The following is a 26862-nucleotide window of genomic DNA, read 5'->3' on the forward strand; positions in this document are numbered from 1 at the left end:
ATTTTTAGTTTTTCTATGTATAAATTACTCATAATTAATACTTTTAATTCACTATCCGTACTGCCCACTCACAAAAGGGTTAGTTTTAATTTCATGCTCTACTGTTGTTTCACTGCCATGCCCCGACAAAATCGCGGTCTGCGCCGGCAAGGTTAATATATTAGCCTTAATAGATTCTATAAGTTGTTGACTATTGCCTTGTGGAAAGTCGGTTCGACCCACAGAGCCTTTAAATATAACGTCACCAACAATTACGCATTTATTATCTTGTTCATAAAATACAATATGTCCTGGCGTATGACCTGGGCAATGCATTACATCGAATTTTAATTTACCTAGGCTCAAAGTGTCACCATGCGATAGCCACTCATCTGGGTAAAAAGGATCAATAGGAGGAAAACCAAACATTTGAGCTTGCATTGGTAAATTATCAAACCAAAAACGTTCATCCTTGTGCGGGCCAATAATTTTAATATCAAACTGCCTACGAAGCACGTCAGCTGCACCAACATGGTCTAAGTGCCCATGGGTTAACCAAACAGCTTTTAAGGTTAAACTATTACTCGTTAAAGTAGCTATTATCTTATCGCTGTCACCACCGGGGTCAACAACGATTGCTTCTTGAGTACTTTCGCAAGCTATTATTCTGCAATTTTGTGCAAAAGGTGTCACTGGTATTGTTATAATTTTCATCGCTATATTTCTTTATCTTTTTGTTCTGGTATTGCTATTTCTTCTTCAAACGACATAAGTATTGGATACTTTAAATAAGCTTGGTCATAAAACGGGCTATGCTCATACAACCAGTTTAAGCGAGCATTAGCATCATTAGCGAATGACTTATCATTTTTTAGCTTTTTATCAAATGCTAATGCAAGTTTTGGATTATCTTTTAGCATTTGACGGGCAAACGGGATTAGCGCGTAGTTTTCCATGTATTCTGTTCGTTGAAAAACAGTATTAAACTCACCCCATGCAAAAAATGAATCCGGTGCCTCTGGGTGCAGCAAATGGACAGCTAATTCTCCTGCCTTTTGTTGAGTTGTAACTTCAAACCAACCGTCTAAATTTACATTAATAGCAGGCTTATAATCAAAACTAGCCGTTACTCTAAATCGTCCTTCAAACGGTGACTTAGCAAAAGAGTACTTATCTATTTTGGCCTGTTTTAGTGGTTGTGTATTTTCACCAACTAATTTGTTCACAGACACACCATGAAGCGATAACTTCTCAATTAAATCCGTGTAAACAGGTGGTATAAAAAATGCCTTAGGCACTTCAACACGCTTTTGTACGTCTTTTTGCCAATATACAGGGAGGTTTGTATATGATTCTTTCTCGCCAATATATTGAACTTCTGTTTGACCTGATAACGTACTCATTTTTGAGGTATAACGAATACCTTTGAATTCAATTTCAACAGGAGTTTTACTATACCCTCGTTGAACAATAAGCTCTTTTGGCACAAATGCCTGTTCTTTTTTTACTGCATTAGCTAGTTCATGGCTGTGATTTGATAAGGCATCAATTGCACCATCAATAAATACATAAGTTCCTAATACACGTTGCTTATAGGGTTTCAGGGAATGGTTTTCGACTAAAATTGTAGGTAAAGACTTTAAGTCGCCCCAACCATTTGAAAACCGTGGTGTAGCAACCCAACCTGCAAGCCCTTCTTTAAAGTTTCGCTTGTTCATAACAAATACAAGTGGTCCAGGTATATGGCCTTGCGATGCTAACTTTTCATCTATTACAGGTTTGAAGTATTGGTCTAGTGCAGCTGATATAGCAGGTGATTCGCTCGCAAAAACCGGGTTATACCCATAGGTGACATCGTATTGATAATCTGCACCGTCAGTAACGTGCACATCAACATACAGATTTGGGTTATAGTCATTAATAACCTTCAAAACACTTTTAACTTCGGGTGTATCAAGTTTTGTAAAGTCACGGTTTAAATTTAAATTATTTGCATTAGTTCTAAAACCCATTTTACTTGGGCCGCGTTGATTAATACGGTTGAAGTGGCCGCTTCTTTCATGTCCGTCAACGTTTAAAATTGGGATAAACAAAATATTTACTTTCTTTAAAATATCCCTGCGTTTGCCTGTCGCTATATCGCGTAACAACATAAACATGGCGTCTTTACCGTCAATCTCGCCAGCATGAATTCCCGCTTGAACAAGCACTGTAGGCTTGGTGCTATTAGCAAGCTGATCTGCATCAAAAAAACCTTGCTCACTCGCTACAACCATTTTAATAGCGCGCTTACTATTACTATAACCAATTATTTGCGATTTGAATTGAGTTGGGTTTGCAGCAACTAAACGCTCTACAAAAGCCATTGTGTTGTTGTAGTCAGGAGATATATAACCATCTGAAAGTTCAAAATCCGTTGTCAGAGGACCTGCCTGTTGTATCAGCGATAAGCTTTGTCCTTGCCAAGGTAGCAAAGGTGGTAAATGGCTGTCGTAAGTCATACTTGCAGATAAAAAGAGTAAGCTGGCTAACATATTATTCTCAAAAAAACGCTTTAATGGCCAAATTATAACAACTTAACTGATCGTTACGAAAAAACTGCGGTAGTTCAACAAAAAACACAGCCTAAGGTAAGTTAATAATGGATCAAAAGTGCTTTATTAGTATTTCAGCACAATTAGCATCCAATTAAATACAGCTGGGTCTTTAAATTAATAACGGCTTATTTTACTCGGGAACTTAGAATAGCTTTTATGTGGTGGGGTTTTCATAGCAAATTTTAGGCACAAAAAAAGGAGCCAATGGGCTCCTTTTCAGTTCTTATAAAAAAGCTTAAGCGGCTAGGCCTTCTTTAGCTTTTTCTACAAGCGCTGCGAATGCAACTTGGTCGTAAACAGCGATATCTGCAAGGATCTTACGATCGATTTCTACAGAAGTCTTTTTAAGACCATTGATAAAACGGCTGTAAGACAAACCATTTTGACGTGAAGCAGCATTGATACGTGCAATCCATAATTGACGGAAAGTACGTTTCTTCGCACGACGGTCACGGTAAGCGTATTGACCCGCTTTAGTAACAGCCTGGAAAGCTACGCGGTAAACACGTGAACGTGCTCCGTAGTAACCTTTTGCTTGTTTTAAAACTTTTTTGTGACGTGCACGTGCGACAACGCCGCGTTTAACTCTTGCCATTTCTAAAAACCCCTATTAAGCGAACGGTAACATACGTGAAACTAGACCATGGTCATTTTTATGAACCATCATCTTAGGACGTAGGTGTAACTTACGCTTAGAAGTTTTCTTAGTCAGAATATGACGAAGATGCGCTTGTTTACGCTTGAAACCGCCAGAAGCAGTCTTTTTGAAACGCTTAGCAGCGCCACTGTGACTTTTTAGCTTATAAGCCATTGCAATAACTCCAATTGTATTGCCTTTAAATTAGTAAGCAGGCGTGAGGTATATTTCTATAGCTCCACTTTTAGGCCTAACTTACTGCCATGTTCCGGTGAAAGCCCAGCATAAAATGCTGCAACTTTACTTTAAAACCGGTTAACTCAGGTGAATATTTGCATATTGCTTGCAGACCTGAGCTAAATTCGGTGCGCATTATTACTTAAAAATTACTTTTTAGCAATAGGTGCCATCATCATAACCATTTGACGGCCTTCAACGCGATTTGGGAAAGACTCAACGACTGCTAAATCTTCTAAATCGCCTTTAACGCGGTTTAATAGTTCGATGCCAATTTCTTGGTGAGCCATTTCACGGCCACGGAAGCGGATGGTAATTTTAGCTTTATCGCCAGCTTCTAAGAACTTACGTAAGTTGCGAAGCTTAACCTGATAATCACCTTCATCCGTACCAGGACGGAATTTGATTTCTTTAATCTGGATTTGCTTTTGCTTCTTCTTCTGCTCTTTCAGTTCTTTGCTTTTTTCAAAGATGAACTTACCGTAGTCCATAACCTTACAAACAGGCGGCTCAGCGTTTGGGCTAATCTCTACAAGATCAACACCCGCTGCATCAGCCATAGCTTGTGCGTCTTTTAATGACTGAATGCCAGCTTGTTCGCCGTCGATGTCGATTAAACGAACTTCTTGAGCTGTAATTTCTTCGTTAATACGATTTTTTTGAGCTGTTTGTTGCCCTTTCTTGCCGCCTCTAATGGTACGTTCCTCCAAGAATATCAATAATATAAGCGTGTAGATGACTTTTAGTTACAGCCCTACACGCTCGATTTTTACTGTCGATTTTTAATCTCTTCGCTTATTTTAGCTACAAAGTCATCGACATTAAATTTACCCAGGTCTTCACCTGTTCGCGTACGAACCGCTAATTCTTGTTGTTCAACTTCTTTGTCGCCAACAACCAGTAAGTAAGGTATACGCTTTAATGTATGCTCACGGATTTTAAAGCCAATCTTCTCATTTCTCAAGTCAGCAGCGGCTCTAATTCCAAGTTTATTTAATTTTTGTACAATTTCGTGCACGTAATCTGCTTGTTTATCGGTAATATTCATAATTACCACTTGCTTTGGAGCAAGCCACGTTGGGAATAAACCAGCGTATTCTTCAGTTAAAATACCGATAAAGCGCTCAATTGAGCCTAAAATAGCACGGTGTATCATAACTGGAGTGCGTCGTTCGTTGTTTTCTGCTACATAAGTAGCGCCTAAACGACCCGGAAGTGCAAAATCTAGTTGCACTGTACCACATTGCCACGCTCTGTCTAAACAATCGTACAAAGTAAATTCAATTTTAGGTCCGTAAAAGGCACCTTCACCTGGTAGGTAATCAAATTCAATGTCGTTTGCCTTAAGTGCATCAGCTAATGCAACCTCTGCTTTGTCCCAAATTTCATCGTCACCAATACGTTTTTCAGGACGCGTAGAAAGCTTAACTACAATTTTGTCAAAACCGAATGTCTCATAGGTATCATAAACCATCTTAATACACGCTGAAACTTCGTCCATTACTTGCTCTTCTGTACAGAACACGTGAGCATCATCTTGTGTAAAGCCACGTACACGCATTAAGCCGTGTAAAGCGCCTGATGGTTCGTTACGGTGACAACAACCAAACTCGGCCATACGCAGTGGTAAATCACGGTACGATTTTAAACCTTGGTTAAAAATTTGCACGTGACCCGGGCAGTTCATTGGTTTTATAGCGTATTCACGTTTTTCAGACTCTGTGGTAAACATGGCGTCTGAGTATTTTTCCCAGTGACCAGATTTTTCCCACAAAGATCGGTCCATCATCATTGGACCTTTAACTTCTTCGTAGCTGTACTCACGCAGTTTTTCACGGACAAATTCTTCAAGCTCGCGGTAAATGCTCCAACCATCGTTATGCCAAAATACCATACCTGGCGCTTCTTCTTGCCAGTGCCATAGGTCTAGAGCCTTACCAATACGGCGATGGTCACGCTTTTCAGCTTCTTCTAAGCGTTTAAGGTACGCTTTAAGTTGCTTTTTATCACCCCACGCTGTGCCGTAAATACGCTGTAGCATTTTGTTTTCAGAGTCACCACGCCAGTACGCACCTGCTACTTTCATTATTTTGAAGTTTTGGCAGAATTTCATGTTAGGTACATGAGGACCACGACACATGTCTACGTATTCTTCGTGGTGGTATAATCCTGGGCGATCATCTTTTGCAATGTTTTCGTCCAAAATTTCCATTTTGTATGTTTCGCCACGCGCTTCAAACGTATCGCGAGCTTCTTGCCAGCTTACTGTTTTTTTCACTACGTCGTAGTTTGTTTTTGCAAGTTGCAACATACGCTTTTCAATGGCATCTAAGTCATCTTGTGACAAAGAATGATCTAAATCGATATCGTAGTAAAAGCCGTTATCAATAGTTGGGCCAATTGCCATTTTTGCTTCGGGGAAAAGTTGCTTAACCGCATGACCTATTAAGTGAGCACACGAGTGACGAATAATCTCAAGTCCGTCTTCATCTTTTGCTGTGATGATCTCAAGGCGTGCATCATCATTAATTAGCTCACACGCGTCAACACGGTCGCCATTAACACGACCGGCGATGGTTGCTTTAGCAAGACCAGGGCCAATATCATTTGCAACATCAAGGGTACTTACAGGGTTTTCAAAACTACGCTGACTGCCGTCAGGAAGGGTAATAACTGGCATTATAAATCCTTACATACAGTGGTGACACCTACAATGTATCACGTGTACTTTAAATAAAATTAAATGAGAATGACTCGACAACACTCTTACGAATAAGCATTGACTATTTTTCGCCTAACAGGCTGATGTAGATGCTGAGTCTGCTCAACTACAAAAATATATTGTCGCGTGAGCGAGAAACAATTACAAGTTTAAAGGCGCTGTAATCAATGTTATTTTGCGTAAGTTTGTAAATATAAATAAAAACGATGACAATTTTGAGAAATGCATAGTAAGAATTCACCTTATTGCTTATTCTCGCAATTTATTCGATGTTGCGTATAATACGCAATAATTAAGTTTTATTAGAGAACAGCAATGAGAACATGTGGTGTAGAAATTACCGGTAGTGACGTACTACTTTGTATTTTAAGTAAAGATAACGACGTTTTTGATATTCGCGATGTGCGTCAAACACGTTTTACTTTAGGTAATGGTAACGACACTGAAATAATGCGCAAATTTCAATTTGATTTTGCAAAGCTAATGCAAGATTACCAAATTGACTCTGTTGCCATTCGCGAACGCCAACCAAAAGGTAAATTTGCCGGCAGTGCGAAAGGTTTTAAAATGGAAACCGCTATTCAGCTCATTGAAAACCTTGATGTTCGCGTATTCTCAACTACAGAGATTAAAGAGCAAGTTAAGCGTAACCCTATCCCAATAGCATTTGAGGAAACAGGCCTTAAAAAGTACCAAGAAAATGCATTTGTGAACGCCTACGTATACATAATGAAAAAAACGTATCGTAGTGACGAAATGTAATTTAAAACGTTTAAAGTTTTTTAAATTATGAACGCGCCAATATGGCGCGTTTTTATTGCTACTATTTTACTGGCTATATCTTTACTTATAATACATTAGTCTAACCACCCTTCTTTTTGTCGACAATGTGTGTTTATTTAGTTCCTAGTTTATGTAATACACACACATCGACACGGAGAAAAACATGCACACACTACATAAAACGGTTAAAGAAGTAGAAGTAATAAATTCATTACCGTTGTCCAAAAGCTATTTTAAAGGCTCACAAAATACACCTTTAACCAATAAAACCATTGGTGCTTACTTCGACTTCATTGTCGACAAAAACCCTAACTCGCTTGCGGTAGTGGTCAATCATCAAAACATTCGTTTAACCTACAAAGAATTTCAAAAAGAAGTGAATCAACTCGCAATGGGGCTATTAGCCATCGGTGTTAAGCCAGGAGATCGGGTCGGAATATGGTCACCTAATAATATACAGTGGTGCTTAACTCAATTCGCTACCGCAAAGATTGGTGCCATTATGGTTTGCATAAACCCAGCCTATCGGCCAAATGAGCTTCAATATGCATTAAATAGCGTTGAATGTTCAACACTCATTACCGCTTCACAATTTAAAGGCAGCAACTATATAGAAATGCTAAATAGTCTAGCGCCAGAACTTAAACATTGTGACAGTGGCAAGCTTTCAGCTAAAGCTCTGCCCAATCTTAAGAATGTAATTCGTATTGGTAATGAAAAAAGCGCTGGCATGTTTTCGTTTTCCGATATTATGCGTATGGCAACGCCAGCTCATGAGCTTGAACTTAATGCTATTGCTGCAAATTTAAATGCCGAACAGGATATAAATATACAATTCACTTCAGGCACAACAGGTAATCCAAAAGGCGCTACACTCACTCACAAAAACATATTAAATAATGCGCTTTTTGTTGGCGATTCTATGCATTTTACTGAGCACGACAAGCTTTGTATTCCAGTGCCTTTATATCATTGCTTTGGTATGGTTTTAGGTAGTCTCTTATGCGTTACAAAAGGTGCCGCAGCCATTTATCCGAGTGATTCGTTTGACGCCAAAACAACGCTTGATGTAATTGAACAAGAAGGTTGTACAGCATTGCACGGTGTTCCCACTATGTTTATTAGTCAACTTGAGCTCAGTACCTTTAATGAATATGACTTAAGGTCACTCAGAACCGGTGTTATGGCAGGCTCTACTTGCCCCGAACAAGTCATGCGAAAAGTTCAAACACAAATGAATATGCATCAGGTTTTAATTGCCTATGGGCAAACTGAATGCAGCCCAATCAATAATATAACCGAAACTGATTCATCAATAGAGCGCCAAGTAACAACCGTTGGCCGCGCCCTTGCACATACTGAGGTTAAAATTATTGATGAACTGGGTAACATTCAAAAAATAGGTTTACCCGGTGAAGTATGCTCCAAAGGCGTAGGAATAATGCGCTGCTATTGGAATGACGAAGAAAAAACAAAAGCCACAATAGATAGTGACGGCTGGCTTCATTCAGGCGATTTAGGCGTTATGGATAGCGAAGGATTTGTGAGTATTGTTGGGCGAATCAAAGACATGATTATCCGTGGTGGTGAAAACGTTTACCCTCGAGAAATTGAAGAGGTGCTTTATACCTATCCAGGCATACAAGACGCCGCTGTATTTGGTATCAGCGATGAAAAATACGGTGAAGAAGTGTGTGCGTGGATCCAACCAAAAGAAGATACAACACTCGATGAACAAGCGATTCGTGCATTTTTACAAGACAAACTCGCCTACTTTAAAATGCCTCGGTATATTCGCTTTGTAGAAAGTTACCCTATGACAGTGACAGGCAAACTACAAAAGTTCAAAATGCGAGAACAAATGCAAGAAGTATTATCAAGTAAATTATTTTCATAATATAAACTTGCCCAGCATGACACAATATAAATGTTGGGCCATTTTTATATGTAATCTTTAATTACTTTATTTTTACCTGTATTTTTTGCTTTGTACATCGCTTTATCGGCTACAGATAGCAATGCTTTAATGTCTGGACAAAGGGCGGAAAAATCAGCTACGACAACGCCAGCAGAAACAGTTACACGTTTAAATGTTGAGTATTCGTGACTTATCGTATTTGTAGCAAAAAGATTGGGTAAATCATCAAGCCAGTCTAAATTATTTTGATCTAAAATTTTAACTAAGATAAATTCTTCACCACCAAATCTAACAACGATATCTGCCTGGAGTTTTTTTAATCGGCTCGCAACATTAATGAGTATGTTATCGCCATCTAAATGCCCGTAATTATCGTTATATTTTTTAAAGTCATCGATATCAACCATAGCAAGCGCTAGCGACTGAGATGGCTTTATTTGATTCATTAAGCGTTTACATTCTGAGTCAAAACTGTGTCTATTATATAACCCAGTTAGCTGATCAATGTTTGCTTTTTGTGTTTCAACAAGCTCAGCTTCATATTGTTTACGTAAAAGTATATCCAGTTGATATTGAATACAGGCCATTACAATCACAATGCTAATGTAAAAGTAAAGGCTCCATATTATTGGCGTGGATGAAAACAAATGAACACTTAGAAGGCTTAACCCCGTAATTGTCCATAAAATAAGTTTATGGCCTAAATGAAGCATGGGTATTGCAGAAAAGGAAGCCACTACAAGCATTGGCCCTCCTTCGTTTAAATAACCATATAATCCGACAAAGGACCAAAATAAATACCCAAATAAAACACAAAATAAAATGCCATAAGCAAAGCAACGATAATGTAAGTATTTTGCCTTTAATTTATTGTTTACATAAACCAATACAAACGACAAACAAACCATCGAAAGCCTAAGAATATTAATAACAGAGGATATAGATTGTTCATCATTCAACCACGAAAGAATAACCAAAATCGTTAAAAATAAAGCAGCTAAATACAAGGCTATATTAGCAAAGTGAACGGTGCTTTTATTAAGTTGATGCTGGAAGTCTTTTTCTTTGTCGGGTGGAAAATAAAATGTTGCGGGTATTAATTGCATTTTAAATTCCTTTTATACTTTCGTTGGCTTGAAATAATGTGCTTAAAAGCCGCTATTTTTGTATTTATGTGATGGTTGCTTTTTAAGCCATTTAAATTGGTCTAGTAAAGTTAGCCTTTAAATATTATCGATATGTTTGATTAATTACAATATTAGTAAACACTTATAATGACTGTCTAAAAAACGTTGGTTATTACAACGTTTTTGGACAAAATATTTATTAGTAATTACTCAGAGCGGTATTGCTGCTGAACGCCTGTTAAGAATAAACGCAGTATTTGATCGTTACACACTCGGTAATGCTTGTTGTCTACTTTACGAGAAAACGCACTTAATTCGTGTTTGCTTAAATCAAAATCAACCAATGCAAGCGCGGCTATTACATCTTCAGCCTTCATGTTTAAAGCAATGCGAACTTCATAAAGATAATATTATTATTGAGCTTACTCTCTGGTATTGGCTGTACACCCTCGCGTTTACCTCGTTTGGTATTAATAAACCCGTTCAAAAAGGTTGCAAACTCAGTGTCTGAAATTTTAACAAACTCTTGCTCGCCCTCTTTTGTTAACCACGCAATGACTTGCTCTGTTGTTACTGTAGCCTCTGCCGCAGCAAAAATGTCAACCACGGCAGTATCGGTTAAATTAAAGGTATAGCGAAGACGGCGTAAAATATCGTTATTTGTCAAAGTAATTTCCTGAGTAAGGTATTGTATAGCTGAGCAATAGCGCCCACTATTAAATGAGCGCGTAGTTTAGCAGCTTTACAAACCTGCCCCTATTGTTTTAGTAAGGTTAATTACCCAGCACCTTTGCCGGATCGACTCGCGTGGCCTGCCATGCGGGATAAATAGTCGCAAAAATAGCAAGTACGAATGTTGCAATGACTGTAATGCCGATGTCTTCGAGCACAAGCTTACTAGGTAAAAACTCTATAAAATAAACCCCTTCAAGCGGATTAGCACCCATTAGCTGGCTCAGCCAAGCAAATAATTCACTTATGTTTAATGCTAATACAACACCTATGAACGAGCCAAGTAAGACCCCCACAAACGCTTGCGTTAATCCCTGCATTACAAAGGTTGCTAAAATAGTGCTGTCTTTAGCGCCCATTGTTTTTAAAATTGCGATATTGCCTTCTTTTTCACGCACTTCCATGACAAGAGAAGACACAATATTAAAACTCGCAACAGCAATAATTAAAAACACAACAATATAAACAATGGTACGAACCATTTGTATATCTTGATATAAGCTACCTTGTGTTCTAAACCAACTAGAAATATAGACATAATCGCTAATGGTTTGCCCTACATTAAGCGCTATTTGATGCGCTGAAAACACATCATCAACACTTAACCTTAAACCTGTAACTTGGGTTTCGTCGTAGCCAAGTGTTTGCTGCGCTTTGCTTAAATGTATAAAAGCAGCCGTACTATCAATTGGGCCGCCCATTTCAATAACACCTGCAAGGCTCAGGGTAACGCGTTTAGGTGCTAATAACTGACCACCTGCTTGCCCAACCTGAGGAATTAGCAAAGTAATATTGTCGCCCACTTTTGCGTCAAGTTGCTTTACTATCTGTTGGCCTAAAATAACCTCTTCAGAGGATAATTGGCTTACTAATTTACCTGTTCCAAACTGGTTAACTGCAGAAACATTGCCCTCATAAGAAGGGCTAACACCGCGTATTTCGACCGCTTTTAATTGGCTTTTATACTGCGCCATACCATTAACCGCGATAAATGGGGCAGCTCCCGTTACATGCGGCTGACTTTCTATGTTAGCTACTTTTAGCTGCCAATTAGCAATAGGTCTGCTTGGTGCAACATATTCAACCTGAGGTACTACGCTTAGTAAACGATGGACTAATTGTTGTTCAAAGCCGTTAATTACTGAAAGGGCAACAATTAAAACAGCGACCCCCAATAAAATACCTATAGTAGACGCTTTAGCTATAAAACTAACAAACCCGTTTTTTTCGTCTTTATGACCTGAGTATGCTCTAAAACGTTTACTTAAAAATGCACTAAGCAACATATTGTGACTCTTTTACCGATAGTTTACCGTCATCTAAGTAAGCTATTTTACCTAGCTTATCAGCAAGCTCTAAATCATGAGTTACCACTACAAAGCTCGTGTTTAAACTCTGGTTTAGCTCATTTATTAAATCATAAATTTTAATCGCATTTTGCTTGTCTAAATTACCTGTTGGCTCATCAGCAAGAACCAACGAAGGTTTAGTAACCAAAGCACGGGCAATAGCAACACGTTGACGTTCTCCTCCTGATAGAGCAGAAGGTTTATGATCACTTCGATGTGCAAGGCCCACTTTTTCAAGCATGTCGAGCGCCTGTACTTTTGCTTCTTTTGCCGTTAAGCCTTTTATTAACAAAGGCATTGCTACATTTTCTACAGCACTAAACTCCATCAATAAATGGTGAAACTGATAAATAAAACCTAAATTTTGGTTTCTAAAAGCCGCTTGTTCAGTACGAGATAACTTAGCAACTTCTTGATTTTTAATTTTAGCAATACCTGCAGTGGCAGTATCAAGCGTTCCGAGTATATGCAAAAGCGTACTTTTACCAGAACCGGAACTACCTACAATAGCGAGCATTTCACCTTGCTGTAGCGCTAAATCTACGCCTTTTAGCACTTCAACTTGGTTGTTGCCATCTTGGTATACTTTGCTTAAATTTTCACAACTAATTACTAAATTATTCATAACGCAACACCTCTGCTGGTTTTACTTTTGCGGCTTTGCGCGCAGGATATAAGGTAGCTAAAAAGCTCATAGCAATACTGGCAAACGCAATTATTACTAAACTAAGCACATCAAATTTCACAGGTAGTTCAATGCCAGCAAGTAGACTCAGGCCAACTAATTCAAGAAGCTCATTTATGTATAAACTCAGTAGCACCCCAAAAAAAGCGCCAATTAATGTTCCAATAACGCCATTGTAAAGACCTTGAACCATAAATACTTTTTGCACCTGCGATGGTGTAAGCCCAAGTGTTTGAAGTATCGCAACTTCCCCTTGTTTTTCACTCACCATCATTGTTAAGGCAGATACAATATTAAACACAGCCACCAGCACAATAAGTGCAAGTAACATGGACATGATCCGCTTTTCCATTGCTACTGCGGCAAATAACGTGCCTTGGCTGCTTCGCCAATCTGAATAGTTGTAACCTTTTAATATAAGTTGGCTTGCGTCCGTAAATTCGTCCAATTCAAAGGGTTCAAAAAGTGACACACTTAAATTTGGGGCAACATTTTTATTTAACTTTAAAACACGCTGAAGCGATGGCCCACTTGTAAAAGCGAGTGCCATGTCTATTTCAGAGCCCGTTTCGTATATTGCTGCAACTTTAAATAAACGCTGGCTAGGCACACGCCCCAAAGGAGTATAAGTAGATGCATTTGGCATGATCACACGAAGTTTATCACCTAAACCAACACCTAACTTCCGACTCAAATAGCGGCTTATAGCAATGTTATAGTTATTATTAAGTACTGTTTGCCAATTGCCTTGTACTATTTTCTCAGTAACTTTGTATAACGCACCGTTATTGTCATATAAACCTTGCAGTAATACACCGTGAAGATCTTTATTGGTTTGCAAAATAGCTTCGCCTTGGCGATACAAATTAACATGTTTCACATATGAAGATTTAGTGAGATCTGCCTTTAAACTCGTTATTTGCTCTGGGGTGTGCTGATCAGATTTAACCTCAATGTGCGGAATAAGGCCAAGCATATTAGTTTTTAAGCTATGCTCAAAACCATTCATTACACTGCTTACGGTAAATAAAGCCATTAAACCGATAGCAATGCCGGCAATAGAAAAAAAAGAAATAAACGATATAAACGCATTCCCTTTTGAGGAGCGGCTGTATCTAAGTCCTATAAATAAGCTAACCGGTTGAAACATATAATTTAAAACATTTATGCTAAAAGTGTGGGGCTATAGTAGCACGAACTAAGATGAATTGAATATGACCATAAATGTAAGAAATAATTTATAAATCTGATACTTGGCTGATTTTTCAGCAATTCACTTATAGCAATTTATTCTTTAAGGCCAGCAACTAAATAGTCGAGTAATACACGTACATTGGTAGCTACAAACTGACGTGGTGGATAAACCCCCCACACACCTTCTTGCTTGGGTTGGTAAGACGTTAAAATAGGCACTAACTCACCACTATTAAGCTCATTATCTATGTAGTAATCAGGAAGTTGCACAATACCTAAGCCTTTTTTAGCACCATCAACAAGTGCCCAACCACTGTTGCAATGTAATCTGCCAGCAATTTTAATGTGTTTTTCACGCTCATTTTCGTTTACACGCCAATAACTACTATTCCCTACTAAACACTGGTGGTTATGTAGCTCACCTAAGGTATGTGGCTCACCAAAGCGCCTTAAATAAGCAGGCGATGCACACATAATAAAGCGCCGATCACTTAACCGTCGCGCTTTTAAGCTCGAATCTTTTAAATGGCCTAACCTTATTGCTAAATCAAACCCGCCTTCAAGTAAATCTTCTTGTTCGTTACTTAGGTTTGCAATAACTTCAACATCGGGGTGATCGTGCATAAAATTGTGCACAATAGGCATAATAAAGGTTTCGCCGAACATTACCGGGGCTGTTAGTTTAATTTTACCTTTAGGGGTTGTTTGATGTGATGCAAGGCCCTGCGTAGCATCGTCCATTGCATGCTGTAAGTGCTTTATTTGATGTAAAAAGATCTCACCTTCTTTAGTGAGAACAACTTTTCGTGTGGTGCGCGTTAAAAGCTGGGTATTTAAACGTTGCTCAAGGGCGGTTACATGACGGCTAATATGCGCAACCGAAAGGCCCAATATCCTAGCTGCAGCAGTAAAGCTTCCTTCCTCACCGACAGCTATAAATTCGTCAATCCCATCCCAACGCGCCATTATTACCATACTGTAAAAGTGTTTTAATAAATAAGAGATTATCATTATATGAGAAACAAATACAATAGTCCCATCACCCAAACAAAATGGGTCTACAATTGATATTAAATAACACTACTAAGGATAAACACATGTCTGATTTTATTAAATCAAAAGCGGCGATTGCTTGGGGCCCTAACCAACCTTTAAGCGTTGAAGAAGTTGATGTAATGATGCCTAAAAAAGGCGAAGTAATGGTAAAAATTACTGCTACTGGTGTTTGTCATACCGATGCATTTACGTTATCAGGTGAAGATCCAGAAGGTATATTCCCAGCTATTTTAGGCCACGAAGGCGCAGGCGTTGTTTATGCCGTTGGCGAAGGTGTAACAAGTGTTGAAGTGGGGGATCATGTAATTCCACTTTATACCGCTGAATGTGGCGAATGTAAAATGTGTACATCTGGCAAAACTAACCTTTGTTCAGCCGTACGCGAAACACAAGGTAAAGGCTTAATGCCAGACGGCACAACACGCTTTTTTAAAGACGGCCAACCAATTTACCACTACATGGGTACGTCTACATTTTCTGAGTACACAGTACTTCCAGAAATTTCACTCGCCAAAGTAAACAAAGAAGCCTCTTTAGAAGAAATTTGTTTATTAGGGTGTGGTGTTACAACCGGTATGGGTGCTGTAACTAACACTGCTAAAGTAAAAGAAGGCGATACAGTTGCGATATTCGGCCTTGGCGGCATTGGTTTATCAGCCATTATTGGTGCAAAGATGGCGGGCGCGAGTCGTATTATTGGTGTAGACATTAACACCAGTAAATTTGACCTTGCTACTAAACTTGGCGCAACCGATTTAATAAACCCTAAAGATTTCGACAAGCCAATTCAAGAAGTAATTGTTGAAATGACTGACGGTGGCGTTGACTACTCATTTGAATGTATTGGTAACGTTGATGTAATGCGCTCTGCCCTTGAGTGTTGCCATAAAGGCTGGGGGGAATCGGTAATTATTGGTGTAGCCGGTGCTGGCCAAGAAATTTCAACTCGTCCTTTCCAGCTTGTTACCGGTCGTGTATGGCGTGGTAGCGCATTTGGTGGCGTTAAAGGTCGCTCGCAACTTCCTGAAATAGTTGAGCGCTACATGGCAGGCGAATTTGCACTAAACGACTTTATTACTCATACAATGAGCCTTGAAGAAATTAACGACGCATTTGATTTAATGCACGAAGGCAAGAGTATTCGTACTGTAATTCATTACTAATAAGCACTTAGTAAACGACTTGATAAAAAGCCGTAATACTTGAACGTTTACGGCTTTTAAGGATTATTATGTTAGAGAATATCTCAAGTACAAAAGTAGCCGGTGGTTGGCACAAACAATATACCCACACTGCAACAAGTACCCATTGCACAATGCGTTTTGCGGTATTTTTACCACCTGGTGCAAGTGAAACGAACAAAGTACCTGTGCTTTATTGGCTATCGGGATTAACCTGTACTGACGAAAACTTTATGCAAAAAGCGGGCGCATTTAAAAAAGCAGCCGAGCTGGGTATTGCAATAGTGGCACCCGATACAAGCCCGCGTGGCGATAACGTACCCAATGAAGATAGTTATGACTTCGCTCAAGGTGCTGGTTTTTATGTTAATGCTACGCAAGCGCCCTTCAACACACATTTTAATATGTACGACTATGTAGTTGATGAGCTACCAGCACTTATTGAACAGCATTTTCCGGTAACAAGTACTAAAGCCATTAGTGGTCATTCTATGGGTGGGCACGGTGCTTTAATGGTTGCACTTAAAAACCCACAAGCCTACGTAAGCGCATCTGCGTTTAGCCCAATCGTTAACCCAATAAATTGCCCATGGGGCACAAAAGCGTTTACTGGTTATTTAGGTGACAATAAATCACTTTGGGCACAATACGATACCTGCGAGCTTATGAAACTAGCAAAGCAGGACGACTACCTACCTATGCTAGTATCGCAAGGTGATGCCGATGGCTTTTTAGAGGAGCAACTTAAACCACAAAACCTAGTGGCTATCGCTCACGATAAGAGTTACCCGTTAACGCTTGAAATGCAAGAAGGTTACGATCATAGTTACTTCTTTATAAGTAGTTTTATTGACCAACACTTATTATTTCATAGTCAGTTTTTAACTGCGTAGCCTCGTTAGTGTGTAGTTCTGGCTTATTTAGTTCTACACACTCTTTTAAACTTTTACTCACCTTCCTACACACTTGGCGTTGTTGCTTATTTTCCACACTGACAAAGTCGACTAATGCAGAATCAATTTTTAAACCTAATTTTGTAAAAGAAAACCCTTCTCTATCTTTTGGAATGGCTTTAAATGGATCTTTGTAAGGGTCTGAACGAGCTTTGCTATTCATATTTTGATTTAATTTTTCGTTATTTTGTGCATGCCCATCTATTAAAACTCCGGCCACCGTGCAACCACTTAAGTACACAGTTATTAATAGTGTTAGTAATAGCTTCATAATCCCCTCCTCTAAAAACATGTATTTATACTATACGTTTATAAAATTAAGACTGTAAAAAGTTGTAAAACCAATTTAAATACACCTGTAAACACATTAAGTAAAAGTGATAAACCAATGTGTACATTTTACTAAATATGCTCTAAATCAACCTAAAATAAAAAACAATACATTGATTTTAAATGTTTTTATACTTGGCGTGGCAATTGCTTTTGTAAGTTAAGTTTTTTAATAGAGAATCGCAATGGAATTTGATTTACAGTGGAATGAAATCTTAGATAACTTAATTCATTTAGGTATTGCCTACGCCCTAGCCCTGCCAATGGCCTACGATAGAGAGCGAAGTAAAGACGGCGCTGGACTAAGAACATTTCCGTTAGTAGCAGTTGCATCGTGTGGGTATGCACTTATAGCCATGTCGGTACTAGACTCATCTGAAGCACAATCTAAAATGTTACAAGGAATAATAACAGGTATTGGTTTTATTGGTGGTGGCGCAATTTTGAAAAATAACCAGTCAACATCAGGTACTGCGACAGCAGCGAGCATATGGAATATGGGATTAATTGGTATTGCTGTAGCAAATAACCGATATGAAGTAGCCATTTTGCTAGCTATTATTAACTTTATAACGCTCAGGTATGTAAAAAAATTGAAGTAATATAGCTTAAAAGTAAAAACCCCATCGTTATATATGGGGTTTTAAATAAAAATATTTTTTGGTCTTTACAAAAAAGCATTTCCACTTTGTTTTAGCGTTACTGTTTGTGCTTGCGCACTTTTAATTAATAACCCGCAACGTAAATCATCTTTAGAAATGACAATTTTATCAATAGCGCTTGTGTTGTAATTTACCACTTTATTTTCACAGCGCAGTTGAACCTTGCTAAGTGGCATTGTTGACTCAAGCACAACCTCACTTTTAGACAGTAAAGGCATAACAGCTTGATCTGTCTCAATAGCTATTTGTTGGTTTATATCGCCTGAATTTTTATAAATATCATTAACTTGAGCTAGCAACTGCTGCTTGTTTTCATCTGTAAAAACAAAGGCTTTAATATTTCCTAGGGCATCAATTGCATCATAAGCGCGCACGTAGTCCTGTTTAGATATAAACCATTGCAAAGCATTTTTTACCACTCGCACTTTAATCTGATCTGGTAAATTATCTCTAAATAAAAATGCATTATTAATATGTTTATCAAAGCCAATCCAATCTTGGGTAAAGTAGCTATGCTGACTTTTTAGCCATGAAAGTAATACTATTTCAACAGTATTTTTAGCATGGTCGCGTTCTAGCTCTATTATTTTAATTTGCGCTTCGTCTAATTTTTTTTCATTAATTAAATTACTTGCCGTTTCATAATCATTAAAAAAGCCATGCGTTGCTTTGTCGTTAGTGTACCCCAAGTGCAGGTTTTGAGAAGTCACTGTAATAAGCTTGGCACTAGGCACAGCTTTACCATCGACCTGAGCACTCTTGTAATTTAGTTTTGACACATACTCAACAACTTCTCTTTTGTATTTGTCTTGCCCGATAGATGCAACAATTTCTATATCACTAACCTGACCGCTTTCATTCACAACATAACTACTTAAATTTAAGCCTTCAAAGCGTGACACACGAGAAGATGTATTTGTTTGTTTATTGTAGTTGTCCTTAACAACTTCAGCTGGCACAAAATCTGCCATTACTGGCACACAAGTTAACGCAGGTAATATAGAAAGAGCTATAGAGAGTTTTTTCATTTGATTATCCATCCTAGAACGCAAAGTAGCTATTATAGAAACAAACATTATAAAAAGATGCAAGCTTATATTTATAACTAACCAAAATTTAACTATAGGCTAATAAACATAAAAAAGGCGCTTTATTAAGCGCCTTGGGTTTCAAGTATGTGTGCTTAAAACATATCTTGATAGGAGTTGGTTGTATTAAACGAAATTGCTTTATCAAAACCGGGAAGCTCTATTCCGTCTTCGCCAATTACAATATCGTTATCGTCAATGGCGCCATCACCAAAACGATATACTAATTCGTACTTACCAAGGTCAGCTTGCGCTTTATAGGTATTTTGCAAAGCAACAACGGATGTATTTTTATAAGCGTAATCACTCATCGCTCTTTCACCATGGCGCTTAGCAAGCATTTGTAGTGTTACTTTAGCGCTAAGTACTGTAGCTGTGGCGTTATTACCGCCAAAACCTTTTGAGTTTATAAAGGCGATGTCCATGTCGCCACAGTCGTAATGGCTGTTACGTATATCTAAGTGATCTGCATAAACATCGTCGGCCACTTTATCTATGGTAGTAATACCCGGCATAATATTATGGCTAAATACCCCCAGCGCAATAGCAAGCTGATCGCCACTGGCGGGGGCAATTGTATGCCCTACATAAGCTTTTGGCGCCGTCACTTTCCAGCTATCAATGGCAAAGGTTTGTGCCACTTTATGGTAAATAAGAGATTCTGTTACTCTATTTTGCGGCGTGCTAGAACCATGCGCTAAAATAAAGCTGCGCTTTTGAAGCGCCTCTTTACCTAATAAGCTTGTTGCCAATGCCGCAGATTTAGCCATTGTAATGTAGTTACCCGGACCCGGTGAGGTGATTGATTTTTTAATACCATCGGCATTTACAAATACATCAGGCACTGAGCCCATAATATCTGCACCAAGCTCTAGTGCTAATGCATCATCCATTAAAATAGTTACTTGTGCGCCTTCACCTAATGTAAAGCCACAGTTTTCGCCAAATGGGCGGCTGCTTTTACGATAATTTGGCTCTTGTTCACTGCTTAAATTATCTAAACGGCGCAAGCCTTCAACATTAGCAAGGGCGCTCATATTACCAAAGCCTTCTACTACTTCAGGCGTAATAGCGCATTCAACACTTGCTACCACCGCTACACGGGTGCGCCCTGCTTGAATATCGTTTACTGCAGCGCGTAAGTTATATAAAAATGTGGCACATGCACCCGAAGTAGAAAACGTAGTACCTACATTACCTGTAACGTAGGCATTTATAAAATCAGTCGACATCGTGTTTAGGCCAAGTGCTAATTGCTTTGTACTAACACGATCGCCCTGCTGACGGGCTTTAACTAAACCACCCAATCCATTATCGTCCATTTGGCCAATAACCGAGGCTGAATAAGTGCCAATTTTATCTGGTTCTACGCTATTCATTATGCGTTGCCAGTCAAGACCAGTTGATTTAATAGCATCGTTTGCAGCAAATATGGTGGCTTGCAAACCGCGTGGCTGATAACGGCTGTTATACATAATTGATGGATCAAACCCGGTAGGAAACTGCCCCGCCGATTTAATTGGGTTATCACGGGTAGAATCTAATTTTACATCTAGCTCTGCCGCTATAGTCACTTTTACTTTTTTGCCGTCAAGCTCTTGTACTTTCCAACTGGCAGGCACTGGGGTTGGTAAATCGCGTGCGCGCGTTTCAAATACAATTGCGTTTTCATCAGAGGACTTTAAGGTCATCTTTTGCTGCCAAGGCGTGGCATCTGCATCAAAGTGCTCTTTTTCAATTTTACGAATAAGTGTCCCAGCAATAATTTGCTCACCAAAGCGTGCTTCTATGTCGCTTTGCTCAACATTATTACCGTTTGTGTCTTGTAATTGACCATCAACAACGCATACTAAGTTCATTAATGTGGCGAGGCCTAAAAATGTTTCACTACGATCTTGTGCGTTTAATGCGTCTAACACGATACGGCGGTAACCTTGATGAAAAGAAGTACGGCCTGCGGCGTTAATACCACCCATGCCTACAATTACGGGTAATGCTGTCATAATTAACCTTTAAAACGTGTTATGGGAGAAGCCAACAGTTTAATTGGATTAACCACACCGCTTTATGCTTTAATAGCCAAATATTCAGCATTAAAGGCCAAAAAGTACTGGTCGGAGCATTCATATGCATAAAATATCAGTAAAGCCTGCGTTAAATATTGCAATCACAGTGTATCCGCATTTACTTATTACCAGTTTAACACTGCCTATTGAAATGCTAAGAGCCGGCGAAGCCTACGCAAAAGGCCACTTAGACCAAACTGACTTTAGACCGCTTAGTATAAATTTAATTGCTAAAAGTAATGAGCCAATAGAAAACCGTACTGGCCTTGCTATAGTCCCGGATTGCACTACTGCTAACGCACCGTATAACGATTTAATTATAGTCCCCGGCATATGGCGAAATCCTCGCCCTGTAGTACGTACTAATAAAGAAGTGGTTGAATGGCTCCAAGAAAGCTTTGAAACTGGCAGCCATATAATTGGTGTAGGAACGGGTAATTGCCTAGTTGCAGAAGCGGGTTTACTTGATGGGCACCCTGCAACAACTCATTGGCATTACGCAAAACAATTTAGCCATGACTACCCGTTAGTGCGCTTAAAGCCCGACTTTTTTATAACCCAGTCTGAGCGCATGTATACGGTAGCAAGCTTAAATGCCCTTGCCGATGTGATCGTACATATTATTAGCCAATACTACGGCAAAGCCGCTGCGCAGCACGTAGAACGTAACTTTTCACACGAAGTACGTAAACCCTACGAAGATCAGCGCTACCTTGAAGGCGCGGTTGACCGCCACCCAGATGAACTCATAGCGCAAATTCAGTTTTGGCTTAAAACTAATTTAGCCAGCGAGTTAAACTTACAAGAAGTAGCCGCCCAATTTAGTTTGAGCTACCGTACCTTTACACGACGCTTTAAGCTTGCAACTAATCAAAGCCCTATAGAATATTGGCAGCAATTACGGGTTGAAAGTGCTAAAGAGTTATTGGCGTCGTCTAATTTAACAATACAAGAAGTGGCACTTGAGGTTGGCTATAACGATCAAGGCCACTTAACTCGCGTGTTTAAAAAAGTGCTAAGCCAAACGCCAAGCGAGTACAGAAAAGTAGTAAGAAGAAAGCTATTTGGCTAACAAATAAGCTTTTTTAATTACCTAATATTGAATTATTTATACTACAAACAGCACAATTTCTTCCGTTATCTTTTGCTATGTATAAATAACCGTCAGCTGCTTTAAGTATTTTAGATAAATCAACAGACGAATCAGTAACCAGTTCCTCCAAACCAATACTTATTGTAATTTTTAAACAGTTTTTCTCATAAGTAAAATGATGACTTTCAACCGTTTTAATTAAACACTTTGCTAAGTCATAAGCAGCTTGCTGATCAGCATTTATAACAACAACAAATTCCTCACCGCCCATTCTAAATGCATTATCTTCTTTAAATTTTTCTACAAATAACTCAGTTAGTTGCGTTAAAACAGCATCACCTGCGTCGTGCCCATATTTATCGTTCACCTTTTTAAAAAAATCAATATCAATTAGTGCTATGCATAAAGGCTCATCAATAATTGTTTGTTTACTAAAGCGGCTTTGTAATGCACGTCTATTAAACGCTTTTGTTAATGGATCTCTTAGTGCCAAATTTAAAATTGTTTCTTGGTTAGAATATCTCATCGCTTCATAAATATGCGAAACGGTCCATATAGTCATATACGAAAGGCCTAAGTTAACAATTAAGTGCAAACTATTAGCACCACCTAAACTGAGGAAAGAATATAAAGGAATTACCGACGCTAACAGTAAGCAAAAGCTACTTATAAACCCGTGTTTTTTACCAAATAACAAATACGCCAAAATGGGAAATGTACAAATCCAATGCGTTATACCCTCATCTGTTTTTAAAATATAAACAGCTAAAAATACAACAAAGAAATAAGCATAGGCTACCGCCCATCTATGCCAAACCTTTGAGGCAGATATACACGTTTTGTAATACGTGTAAAAACAAAACACAGCGAGTAAAACTTCTATCGCTCCTAATATGTAAACCTTCGAAATAATTATATTTACATAAGCTACAACAAGCGCAACTAGCGCTATTATTAAACTCATTCCTTGAAGAACTTTTGCTCTTACCTCTTGTGTTTTATCGAATGAATGACGGTTCATAAAATCCTTTTAAATTACTAACTATTTGTTCATAAATATATTTATTAATATTAGATTAGATATATGTAAATTAACAGCACGCATATAATTAGACTTTAATCGAAAAGTTATCCGCTAAATAATAGACTAGTTATAATTCTAAAAACACAATGTACATTTAAGTCATAATAAAACAAAACGCCACTAAATTAGTGGCGTTCTATGTCGTTAAAGTCTTTTCGGTAGTAACGTTTTTGATAATTTTTTACTTTAGTGTGTACCCCTTTGCTTAAGCTTTTAAATTTTGCCTCAAGTACATCTACACCGTATAAAATACAAACCACCAGCACTGAAAGTTTAATAGCAGCAGCTAGATTATCGGTGGCTATCATTACGCCAATTGAGGCAAGCACCCAAATGGTTGCAGCAGAGGTAACCCCTACCACGGCGCCATCTTTTGCAAGCATTACCCCAGCGCCTAAAAAGCCAATGCCTGTAATTATTTGCCCCACTACGCGAGAATGATCAATTACATCCCCTTGTAAGTTAAACGCGGTCGATAAAAACAAATACGTGCCCAGCGTAATTAAAGCTGAGGTACGAATACCCACAGGTTTACCGCGTAACTGGCGCTCTAACCCAATTATGGCACCGCAAAAAGCGGCGGTGCCAATGGCCGCCCACGAATAAGGGGCTACATCAATTAAATCTAAAAAAGTCACTCTTTACTTAAAACCTATTAATTATTAGCAATGGCCACTGCGGTTCTTAGCCGTTGGCCACCAAATGCTGACATTTTACCAAAATCACTGCGCGCTATAGGCACGTACTGGCAATCTATTGCGAGTTGTTTGTCGCTTCCTTGCTCACAAAATGGGTCGTGAACATACACGCAGTGCTCATCAAGGTGGGTAACGCACACCCAATGAGGTGATTTTTTACCATCAAAACTGTATGTGCTAATTAATAACAGCACACTAAAGCCTTGACTTAACCACTGTTCAATATGCTCAAGCTCAACATCTTTATAGCTAAGCTGTATATTTGCCTGTGCAATACCTTCTACAAATTGTTGATGAACAGTAGCTAGTACTATTTTTTTGTTTTCATTGCGTACGCCATCTAAAAACAAAGGCTCTGTGGTATTAACCAGGACCTCGCTTTTAAAACCGCGTTTATAAGCCGCCAGCGCTAAACCAAACGGATGACAACCACCATGGCCTGAGGTCATAAAAATAGTGGTACCTTCGCGCCAAAGTGCCAGCTCATGTGATTGGCTAAGCTCCGTTATTGGCTCAAGTGCCCCCATTGCCATTAGTAACGCCGCTGGCCCACAGGTAAACTCTGTTGTTTGCTGATACCACGGCGTTAAACGCGCTAATTTAAGTTCACGCGTTTGACGAATATTTTTTTGCATTCGCAGTGCATCACTGTGATCGTCATAATAATCGCTATATTGGCCAAACACTCTGTAACCCAAGCTTTTGTATAGCCCTATCGCACTTTCGTTATTTACCGCTACTTCTAATCGTAAGTAAAGTCGCCCGCGCTCACACGTTTCTTTTTCAAGGCTTGTAAGCAGTGCTTTTGCAATGCCCTTACCTTGCATTGTGGGTTTTACAGCAAGCGAATATAAACGCGCCAAACGTGTGCCTTTATGGCACCACACAAGCCCATAGCCGCATACTTGCTCGCCATTTTCTGCAATTAGTAAAATACCGTGCTTAGCACTTAACCAACGCTTTAAACTACGCGGGCTCAATTTATCGTTATTAAAGCACGCGTTTTCAACATCAATTAGCGCGTTTAAATCACTGCTAAGTGCTTTTCGAATAACAAGGCTGCTCATTTATTAGCCACGGCCTCGCGCTTCTAGGCGTTGTTTAAATTCATCCATAATGATCATGTATAGCTCGTCGCCCAAATATCCGTCCTCTACTTTGTGATCAATACTTGGATTGTCATTTACTTCAAGCACATATGCTTTGCCTTGATGTTCTTTAACATCTACGCCATATAAGCCTTTGCCCACAGTTTTACATGCTTTTAAAGCGGCATCTAACACGGCTTTTGGTAACTCAAAGGTAGGTAGCGTTTCAAAGCCACCCGAGAAAAACCGTTTAGCGTCGTGATTATAAATTTGCCAATGGTTGCGCGCCATTAAGTAGCGGCACGCATAAATAGCGCGGCCATTTAATACACCTACTCGCCAATCGTATTCTGTGTACATGTATTCTTGTGCAAGTACCAATGCGCTATATTCAAACAGCTCGGTTAGCTTAGTTTCAAGCTCACTGCGGTTTGCAACTTTAAACACCCCTTTTGAAAACGACCCTTCAGGCATTTTTAAAACCAGAGGATAGGTAAACGCCTCTTCTAGCTGCTCAAGCGTTTGCGCTGCTTGATCGGCCACTACCACCGTTTTTAAGCTCGGCACTTTTTGATAATTAAACGCATCGTGTAAATACACTTTATTACAACAACGTAAAATAGATTCAGCATCGTCAATAACCACTAAACCAAGGCTTTGCGCTTTGCTTGCAAGGCGATACGTTGGGTGGTCAATTGCTGTAGTTTGGCGAATAAATAACGCATCAAACTGGGCAATATTGTCTATTTCATCAAAGCTTAATGCTTGCGCATTAATACCATGTTTAGCAGCTGCTTTTATAAAACGGGCAATGGCATCTTTATCACTCGGTGGTACTTTTTCGTTATGATCAACCAGTATTGCCATATCCCATCTAAAACGGCGCTGCACATTTCCAATGCGCCACTGTGTTTGGGTAAACGTATTTAGTTTTGCTACAAAATTGCTATATTGCTCCTCGTTTAAAGAGCTTAGCGAACCTTGCTGTAACAAACCTTGCTCATCTACAAATAAAATAGGCGCTGGGTATTGTTTAAATACCGATTTAGCCGCTTTACTTTGTAATTCGTTTAGCGCATTACCAAAGTAAATTTCGCCATCAATTTGAGCCACATTTAACATAGGTGCGTGGCCGCCTCGAAGCGCGTTTATTGTTTTTACACTTGGTAATACTTGGTGCTTACGAGCCTCTGCAAGCAATGAGCAATAGTAACCCTTACTCAAGTATTGGCTTGAGTCGCATAAATTAATAATGCGGGTTTTAGGTTCATTATGTTTTGGGTAATCACGCAAGTAACTATTAAACGTAATCACATTTTCGAAAGATTGAGCAAGTGTTTGCTCATTGTTATCAACCACTATTAAGGTTTTAAACACGACTTTTCCTAGTTATACCAATCGGTAGTAAGCCAAATATAAATGCGTGCGATCTTTAAATTATCGCACTTTAAATAGAAACACCCAGCGTACTAAGTGGGCATTGCGCGTATCACTTAATACGATGGGTGCTTTAACAAATACCTACTGTAAGTGTTAGCGCTTAAATTGCTTAAGCGACATCTGCTTTATATGCCCTTTTTAAAAACCACACAAACGAGATATT

24 protein-coding genes and 1 pseudogene are annotated in these 26862 nt (G+C 39.0%); 6 read left to right on the forward strand and 19 right to left on the reverse strand.

Annotation, left to right across the window (positions count from 1 at the left end):
* Positions 1-51: 51 nt before the first annotated feature.
* The 6 genes from MTF67_RS09410 to thrS all read right to left on the reverse strand — a co-directional run bounded on the left by MTF67_RS09410 (position 52) and on the right by thrS (position 6130).
* A complete protein-coding gene (locus tag MTF67_RS09410; protein ID WP_039036905.1) occupies positions 52-693 on the reverse strand; it encodes an MBL fold metallo-hydrolase in 642 nt (213 codons plus the stop codon).
* 2 nt (positions 694-695) lie between these two features.
* Positions 696-2513, reverse strand: coding sequence for a M14 family metallopeptidase (locus tag MTF67_RS09415; RefSeq protein WP_248519364.1), 1818 nt, complete (start codon positions 2511-2513; stop codon positions 696-698).
* 298 nt (positions 2514-2811) lie between these two features.
* Entirely contained in the window at positions 2812-3171 is a 360-nt protein-coding gene (gene rplT / locus MTF67_RS09420; protein WP_002960711.1) for a 50S ribosomal protein L20, read from the reverse strand.
* 15 nt (positions 3172-3186) lie between these two features.
* The gene (rpmI, locus tag MTF67_RS09425; protein ID WP_002960713.1) at positions 3187-3387 is read right to left on the reverse strand and encodes a 50S ribosomal protein L35; all 201 of its coding nucleotides are present in this window, start codon (positions 3385-3387) and stop codon (positions 3187-3189) included.
* 212 nt (positions 3388-3599) lie between these two features.
* Entirely contained in the window at positions 3600-4160 is a 561-nt protein-coding gene (gene infC, locus MTF67_RS09430; protein WP_006794470.1) for a translation initiation factor IF-3, read from the reverse strand.
* A gap of 59 nt (positions 4161-4219) precedes the next feature.
* The gene (thrS, locus tag MTF67_RS09435; RefSeq protein WP_248519365.1) at positions 4220-6130 is read right to left on the reverse strand and encodes a threonine--tRNA ligase; all 1911 of its coding nucleotides are present in this window, start codon (positions 6128-6130) and stop codon (positions 4220-4222) included.
* Positions 6131-6487: 357 nt separating this feature from the next.
* Here thrS and MTF67_RS09440 point away from each other — a divergent pair, with 357 nt between their 5' ends.
* Positions 6488-6934: a DUF3010 family protein gene (locus MTF67_RS09440; RefSeq protein ID WP_006794749.1), complete on the forward strand. Its 447-nt coding sequence runs from the start codon at positions 6488-6490 to the stop codon at positions 6932-6934.
* A 184-nt stretch (positions 6935-7118) separates the two neighbouring features.
* Positions 7119-8852 carry an AMP-binding protein gene (locus tag MTF67_RS09445; protein ID WP_248519366.1) on the forward strand — a complete coding sequence of 578 codons (1734 nt, stop codon included), beginning with the start codon at positions 7119-7121 and terminating at the stop codon, positions 8850-8852.
* A 44-nt stretch (positions 8853-8896) separates the two neighbouring features.
* Here MTF67_RS09445 and MTF67_RS09450 read toward each other — a convergent pair whose 3' ends face one another.
* The 6 genes and pseudogenes from MTF67_RS09450 to MTF67_RS09475 form a co-directional block, all read right to left on the reverse strand.
* The gene (locus MTF67_RS09450; RefSeq protein ID WP_248519367.1) at positions 8897-9979 is read right to left on the reverse strand and encodes a GGDEF domain-containing protein; all 1083 of its coding nucleotides are present in this window, start codon (positions 9977-9979) and stop codon (positions 8897-8899) included.
* Between the two features lie 227 nt (positions 9980-10206).
* Positions 10207-10667: pseudogene (locus MTF67_RS09455) on the reverse strand (DUF1456 family protein).
* A 106-nt stretch (positions 10668-10773) separates the two neighbouring features.
* Positions 10774-12018: a lipoprotein-releasing ABC transporter permease subunit gene (locus tag MTF67_RS09460; protein ID WP_010557436.1), complete on the reverse strand. Its 1245-nt coding sequence runs from the start codon at positions 12016-12018 to the stop codon at positions 10774-10776.
* A complete protein-coding gene (lolD, locus tag MTF67_RS09465; protein ID WP_248519368.1) occupies positions 12008-12706 on the reverse strand; it encodes a lipoprotein-releasing ABC transporter ATP-binding protein LolD in 699 nt (232 codons plus the stop codon). Before lolD ends, MTF67_RS09460 begins: the two co-directional genes overlap by 11 nt.
* Positions 12699-13916, reverse strand: a complete 1218-nt coding sequence (locus tag MTF67_RS09470) for a lipoprotein-releasing ABC transporter permease subunit (RefSeq protein WP_248519369.1) — start codon at positions 13914-13916, stop codon at positions 12699-12701. Before MTF67_RS09470 ends, lolD begins: the two co-directional genes overlap by 8 nt.
* Before the next feature lie 137 nt (positions 13917-14053).
* The gene (locus MTF67_RS09475; RefSeq protein ID WP_248519370.1) at positions 14054-14926 is read right to left on the reverse strand and encodes a LysR family transcriptional regulator; all 873 of its coding nucleotides are present in this window, start codon (positions 14924-14926) and stop codon (positions 14054-14056) included.
* A 131-nt stretch (positions 14927-15057) separates the two neighbouring features.
* Between MTF67_RS09475 and MTF67_RS09480 the strand changes: the two genes are divergently transcribed.
* A complete protein-coding gene (locus MTF67_RS09480) occupies positions 15058-16179 on the forward strand; it encodes an S-(hydroxymethyl)glutathione dehydrogenase/class III alcohol dehydrogenase (RefSeq protein ID WP_006794756.1) in 1122 nt (373 codons plus the stop codon).
* 68 nt (positions 16180-16247) lie between these two features.
* Positions 16248-17090 carry an S-formylglutathione hydrolase gene (gene fghA / locus MTF67_RS09485; RefSeq protein WP_248519371.1) on the forward strand — a complete coding sequence of 281 codons (843 nt, stop codon included), beginning with the start codon at positions 16248-16250 and terminating at the stop codon, positions 17088-17090.
* On the opposite strand, the gene MTF67_RS09490 is transcribed toward fghA, so the two are convergent.
* Entirely contained in the window at positions 17044-17421 is a 378-nt protein-coding gene (locus MTF67_RS09490; protein ID WP_248519372.1) for a hypothetical protein, read from the reverse strand. The two genes, fghA and MTF67_RS09490, sit on opposite strands and share 47 nt — an antisense overlap.
* A gap of 244 nt (positions 17422-17665) precedes the next feature.
* Between MTF67_RS09490 and MTF67_RS09495 the strand changes: the two genes are divergently transcribed.
* On the forward strand, positions 17666-18082 hold the full coding sequence (locus MTF67_RS09495; protein WP_006794759.1) for an MgtC/SapB family protein: 417 nt from the start codon (positions 17666-17668) through the stop codon (positions 18080-18082).
* A gap of 65 nt (positions 18083-18147) precedes the next feature.
* Here the strand turns inward: MTF67_RS09495 and MTF67_RS09500 are convergent, their stop codons facing one another.
* Both MTF67_RS09500 and MTF67_RS09505 read right to left on the reverse strand, forming a co-directional pair.
* Positions 18148-19170, reverse strand: coding sequence for an energy transducer TonB (locus MTF67_RS09500; protein ID WP_248519373.1), 1023 nt, complete (start codon positions 19168-19170; stop codon positions 18148-18150).
* A 155-nt stretch (positions 19171-19325) separates the two neighbouring features.
* Positions 19326-21233: a beta-ketoacyl synthase gene (locus tag MTF67_RS09505; RefSeq protein ID WP_248519374.1), complete on the reverse strand. Its 1908-nt coding sequence runs from the start codon at positions 21231-21233 to the stop codon at positions 19326-19328.
* 124 nt (positions 21234-21357) lie between these two features.
* On the opposite strand from MTF67_RS09505, the gene MTF67_RS09510 reads away from it, so the two are divergent.
* On the forward strand, positions 21358-22368 hold the full coding sequence (locus tag MTF67_RS09510) for a helix-turn-helix domain-containing protein (protein ID WP_248519375.1): 1011 nt from the start codon (positions 21358-21360) through the stop codon (positions 22366-22368).
* A 13-nt stretch (positions 22369-22381) separates the two neighbouring features.
* Here MTF67_RS09510 and MTF67_RS09515 read toward each other — a convergent pair whose 3' ends face one another.
* The 4 genes from MTF67_RS09515 to MTF67_RS09530 form a co-directional block, all read right to left on the reverse strand.
* Positions 22382-23410, reverse strand: coding sequence for a GGDEF domain-containing protein (locus MTF67_RS09515; RefSeq protein ID WP_248519376.1), 1029 nt, complete (start codon positions 23408-23410; stop codon positions 22382-22384).
* Positions 23411-23598: 188 nt separating this feature from the next.
* Positions 23599-24111 (reverse strand): MgtC/SapB family protein, encoded by a 513-nt coding sequence (locus MTF67_RS09520; RefSeq protein ID WP_248519377.1) that lies wholly within the window; start codon positions 24109-24111, stop codon positions 23599-23601.
* Positions 24112-24128: 17 nt separating this feature from the next.
* On the reverse strand, positions 24129-25238 hold the full coding sequence (locus MTF67_RS09525; RefSeq protein WP_248519378.1) for a GNAT family N-acetyltransferase/peptidase C39 family protein: 1110 nt from the start codon (positions 25236-25238) through the stop codon (positions 24129-24131).
* A gap of 3 nt (positions 25239-25241) precedes the next feature.
* Positions 25242-26636, reverse strand: coding sequence for a RimK family protein (locus tag MTF67_RS09530; RefSeq protein ID WP_248519379.1), 1395 nt, complete (start codon positions 26634-26636; stop codon positions 25242-25244).
* Between the last annotated feature and the right edge of the window lie 226 nt (positions 26637-26862).

Origin of the sequence: Pseudoalteromonas sp. 2CM32C (genome assembly GCF_023161925.1) — a bacterium.
In the GTDB taxonomy this organism is placed as follows: domain Bacteria; phylum Pseudomonadota; class Gammaproteobacteria; order Enterobacterales; family Alteromonadaceae; genus Pseudoalteromonas; species Pseudoalteromonas marina.